At 54.6% G+C, this 2957-nt stretch carries 1 rRNA gene; it reads right to left on the bottom strand.

Annotated features, from left to right (window positions below):
• Positions 1 to 26: 26 nt before the first annotated feature.
• Positions 27 to 2949, bottom strand: a 23S ribosomal RNA gene (locus tag AC1DWB_RS33060).
• Between the last annotated feature and the right edge of the window lie 8 nt (positions 2950 to 2957).

Below are 2957 nucleotides of genomic sequence, written 5' to 3' on the forward strand. Positions count from 1 at the left end.
AACTGGTCACTCCGGGTAAGAGTGAATAGGATAAGCCCTCGACCGATTAGTATTCGTCAGCTCCACACATTACTGCGCGTCCACCCCGAACCTATCAACCTCGTCGTCTACAAGGGGTCTTACTAATTGGGAAATCTCATCTTGAGGGGGGCTTCACGCTTAGATGCTTTCAGCGCTTATCCCGTCCGTACTTAGCTACCCAGCGGTGCCTCTGGCGAGACAACTGGTACACCAGCGGTACGTCCATCCCGGTCCTCTCGTACTAAGGACAGCTCCTCTCAAATTTCCTGCGCCCACGACAGATAGGGACCGAACTGTCTCACGACGTTCTGAACCCAGCTCGCGTACCGCTTTAATGGGCGAACAGCCCAACCCTTGGGACCTACTTCAGCCCCAGGATGCGATGAGCCGACATCGAGGTGCCAAACCTCCCCGTCGATGTGGACTCTTGGGGGAGATAAGCCTGTTATCCCCAGGGTAGCTTTTATCCGTTGAGCGATGGCCCTTCCATTCGGTACCACCGGATCACTAAGCCCGACTTTCGTCCCTGCTCGACTTGTTGGTCTCGCAGTCAAGCTCCCTTATGCCTTTGCACTCTTCGAATGATTTCCAACCATTCTGAGGGAACCTTGGGGCGCCTCCGTTACTCTTTAGGAGGCGACCGCCCCAGTCAAACTGGCCGCCTGACACGGTCCCCCTACCGGWTTACGGTAGCGGGTTAGAACTCCGATACGATCAGGGTGGTATCCCAACGGCGCCTCCRTGGAAGCTTGCGCTCCCACTTCTCAGGCTCCCACCTATCCTGTACAGATCGTACCAAAGTCCAATATCAAGCTCCAGTAAAGCTCCATGGGGTCTTTCCGTCTAGTCGCGGGTAACCTGCATCTTCACAGGTATTAAAATTTCACCGGATCTCTCGTTGAGACAGCGCCCAAGTCGTTACGCCATTCGTGCGGGTCAGAATTTACCTGACAAGGAATTTCGCTACCTTAGGACCGTTATAGTTACGGCCGCCGTTTACTGGGGCTTCAGTTCATAGCTTCGCCTTGCGGCTTACCACTCCCCTTAACCTTCCAGCACCGGGCAGGCGTCAGCCCGTATACTTCGCCTTGCGGCTTCGCACAGACCTGTGTTTTTGCTAAACAGTCGCTTGGGCCTTTTCACTGCGGCCCCCTCGGGCTATTCACCCTACCGAGGCACCCCTTCTCCCGAAGTTACGGGGTCATTTTGCCGAGTTCCTTAACGAGAGTTCTTCCGCGCGCCTTAGCATTCTCAGCCCACCTACCTGTGTCGGTTTACGGTACGGGCACCTTCGCCTGGCTAGAGGCTTTTCTCGGCAGCTTGAGATCATGACCTTCGGTACTGTAATTTTCCCTCCCCGTCACAGCTCAGCCTTACGRTRCGCGGATTTGCCTACGYACCAGCCTTACTGCTTGGACGAGCCATTCCATCRGCTCGCGTCACTACCCTTCTGCGTCACCCCATTGCTCATAACGGCTTACGGTGGTACAGGAATTTCGACCTGTTGTCCATCGACTACGCCTTTCGGCCTCGCCTTAGGTCCCGACTTACCCTGAGCGGACGAACCTTCCTCAGGAACCCTTAGGTTTTCGGCGGATCAGATTCTCACTGATCTTTTCGTTACTCATACCGGCATTCTCACTTGTGTGCAGTCCAGCCGTCCTTACGATCGACCTTCAACCCGCATACAACGCTCCCCTACTGCACATTYACATGCACCCATAGCTTCGGTGGCGTATTTAGCCCCGTTACATTTTCGGCGCAGAGTCACTCGACCAGTGAGCTATTACGCACTCTTTCAATGGTGGCTGCTTCTAAGCCAACATCCTGGTTGTCTGTGCAACTCCACATCCTTTCCCACTTAACACGCACTTGGGGACCTTAGCTGATGGTCTGGGCTGTTTCCCTCTTGACGATGGATCTTAGCACTCACCGTCTGACTCCCGAGATTCAAATCTGCGGCATTCGGAGTTTGACTGGACTTGGTAACCCTTGGCGGGCCCCGCACCCAATCAGTGCTCTACCTCCGCGATTCATTCTCGAGGCTAGCCCTAAAGCTATTTCGGGGAGAACCAGCTATCTCCGAGTTCGATTGGAATTTCTCCCCTACCCCCACCTCATCCCCGAGCTTTTCAACGCTCGTGGGTTCGGGCCTCCAGTGAGTGTTACCTCACCTTCACCCTGGACAGGGGTAGATCACACGGTTTCGGGTCTACGTCCACGTACTAWKTCGCCCTATTCAGACTCGCTTTCGCTGCGGCTCCATCTCTTCGACTTAACCTCGCACGGGAACGTAACTCGCCGGTTCATTCTACAAAAGGCACGCCATCACCCATTAACGGGCTCTGACTTCTTGTAAGCGCACGGTTTCAGGTTCTATTTCACTCCCCTCCCGGGGTGCTTTTCACCTTTCCCTCACGGTACTGCTTCACTATCGGTCACTAGGGAGTATTTAGCCTTAGCAGATGGTCCTGCCAGATTCCCACGGGGTTTCACGTGCCCCGCGGTACTCGGGATCCGTCTCGGAGAGCRYACATTTTCGGCTACAGGATTGTTACCTTCTCTGATGGGCCTTTCCAGACCWCTTCACCTAATGTGCGCTTTTCTTACTCCATGTGAGACGTCCCACGACCCCAGCCCACAAGTGGACTGGTTTAGGCTGTTCCGCGTTCGCTCGCCGCTACTGACGGAATCACTCTTGTTTTCTCTTCCTCCAGGTACTTAGATGTTTCAGTTCCCTGGGTATGCCTCTRCCCACCCTATGTATTCAGGTGAGAGTAACAACCTATTACGGCTGCTGGGTTTCCCCATTCGGACATCCCCGGATCAAAGCCTGCTTACGGCTCCCCGAGGCATTTCGTCGTTCGCCACGTCCTTCTTCGGCTCCTAGTGYCTAGGCATCCTCCGTGCGCTCTTACTTGCTTATCCTCGATTTT

The organism is Paenibacillus sp. P4_E11 (assembly GCF_056401635.1).